The organism is Dethiosulfatibacter sp. (assembly GCF_983023055.1).
In genome coordinates this window covers 1-2,289 of record NZ_CEZJXU010000417.1, presented here as the reverse complement: position 1 = coordinate 2,289, position 2,289 = coordinate 1, and the positions used below count along the sequence as shown (strand labels likewise).

3 protein-coding genes are annotated in these 2,289 nt (G+C 35.5%); all 3 read left to right on the top strand.

All coding sequences use genetic code 11. The features are described from left to right. Positions 1 to 780 (top strand): lipoate--protein ligase (lplA, locus tag AC3AX0_RS11840; protein ID WP_487550487.1); only part of this gene is annotated, 780 nt, incomplete at its 5' end. Between the two features lie 126 nt (positions 781 to 906). Continuing rightward, on the top strand, positions 907 to 1,698 hold the full coding sequence (locus AC3AX0_RS11835) for a TIGR00266 family protein (RefSeq protein WP_487550486.1): 792 nt from the start codon (positions 907 to 909) through the stop codon (positions 1,696 to 1,698). A gap of 373 nt (positions 1,699 to 2,071) precedes the next feature. Continuing rightward, the coding region (locus AC3AX0_RS11830) for a Rid family hydrolase (protein WP_487550485.1) at positions 2,072 to 2,289 on the top strand (218 nt) is incomplete at its 3' end.

The following is a 2,289-nucleotide window of genomic DNA, read 5'->3' as shown; positions in this document are numbered from 1 at the left end:
GGCGGAGGTGCTGTATACCATGATTCTGGAAACTTGAACTATTCCTTTGTACACAAGGCGGGAAAAGAAGATGTAAACAATTTTGAGAAATTCACCAAACCTGTCATCGATGCATTGAAAGAGCTTGGAGTCAATGCAGTTTTAACTGGCAGAAACGATATTCAGATAGATGAAAAAAAGATATCTGGAAATGCACAGTGCTTCAAGAATGGAAGAATACTCCACCATGGAACTCTCTTGTTCAATGCAGACATGTCCAACCTTGTCAAGTCATTGAGGGTGAAGGAACTTAAAATCAAATCCAAAGGCATCAAATCCGTAAGAAGCAGGGTTGGAAATATTGTTGATTACATGTCAAAGGATATGGAAATATATGAATTCAGAGATTTTCTGCTTGAGCAGTTCAGTAATACCAATAATATTGAAGAGTATATTCTTCCTGAGGAAGTGTTGGAGGAATTGAACAAAAAGGTTAAGGAACAATTCAGCACCTGGGACTGGAATTGGGGGAATTCTCCAAAATACGAGGTGGAAAAGCTTGAGAAGTTCACCTGTGGTCTTATTGATATGAAAATGAATATTGTAGATGGAAAGATTGACGATTGTAAGATATTTGGAGATTTTTTCACGGCTGAAAAGCTTCATGTACTTGAAGACCTTTTAAAGGGTACGAAACTTAAAAAGGAAGACATTATTAATAGTCTTGAATCAATAGAAATCGATGCATATTTCAATTGTATGACAAAGGATGAGTTTGTTAGTTTTCTAACAAGTCAGTAATGTTAAACGAAGTTTATGCTATAAATATCGGATTTTAAATTTTCTTAATATTGAATTTTAGAAAGCCAGAAGGGTATACATAAATGGATGGAAAATATAATTACAGTTACTAAAAAGGAGCATTTTATGAAATCACATGAATTAAGTTACAAGCTTTATGGAGATGATCTGCAGTTTGTAGAGGTTGAATTGGATCCAGGTGAAGTTGTTGTTGCAGAAGCAGGCGGGATGATTTACATGGAAGAACGTATAGGAATGGAATCTGTATTTGGAGACGGTTCAAATAAGGAATCCGGAATTATGGGTAAGCTGATGAGCGCAGGAAAGAGAGTAATAACAGGTGAAAGCTTGTTCATGACAACTTTTACTAACTTGAGTGGAAGCATACAACATGTTGCTTTTGGTGCCCCATATCCAGGGAAAATAGTTCCACTGGAATTGAGTGATTACAACAACAGGATAATTTGTCAAAAGGATGCTTTCCTCTGTGCTGCAAAAGGCACCAAAGTTGGAATAGAATTTCAAAAGAAAATCGGCAAGGGATTATTTGGCGGCGAAGGTTTTATCATGCAAAAGCTTGAAGGTGACGGTCTTGCTTTTCTTCATGCCGGTGGAACAATTATTGAAAAAGAACTATCTGCAGGAGAAACTTTAAAGGTTGATACTGGATGTATTGTAGCATTCACTAAGGATGTTGATTACGATATTCAATTCGTAGGCAATATAAAGAGTGCTGTATTTGGAGGCGAGGGATTATTCTTTGCTACTTTAAAGGGTCCTGGTCATGTATGGTTGCAGTCGTTGCCATTCTCTAGACTGGCTGACCGAATAATAGGAAGTGCTAAATCAATGGGAGGAAAGTCTACAGGGGAAGGAAGTTTGCTAGGTACTCTCGGGAATTTGATTGACGGTGATTAAAAATTTCACATTATTATTAGAATAGGTAAAATACAGATAATCAGCTATTTTGAGATGATTGTCTGTATTTTTTTAGTCATTTCAATCAAAATTCAAAAAATAAAACCGGCCGTAATCACTGGCCGGTTTAGTTGATATTTCAAGCTTTTGAGGATATTTGAGGTATATGATGAAAACGTTTAGTAAAAAAACTTGAAACAATGTTTCAAAAAAGCTTGATAAATACAAAATATGTGATATTATATATTTATGAAACAGCGTTTCAACTTTCCGAAGAATTTGGATGAATATCTTCATGGTTTTATATATTATTTATAGTCGTAAAATCCAATATCATGTAGTTGACCGTTGAATTTATTTAAAGGAGAAATATATGTTTAACGCAGTATTAGCAAGAAATACGGAAAATGCGCCACAAGGTATCGGTCCATATTCACAAACTGTAGCTTACTCTCATTACAATAATCTTTCAGCTCAATTACCTATCGATCCAAGATCTGGTAAATTGGTAGCTGGTGGTGTAACAGAGCAGGCTGAACAATGCTTTAAAAATATCAAGGCAATTGTAGACAGTATTGACCATGTTATGAG

Coding starts and splice junctions, on each gene's coding strand:
- AC3AX0_RS11835 (WP_487550486.1), top strand. CDS start 907: ATGAAATCACATGAATTAAGTTACAAGCTTTATGGAGATGATCTGCAG.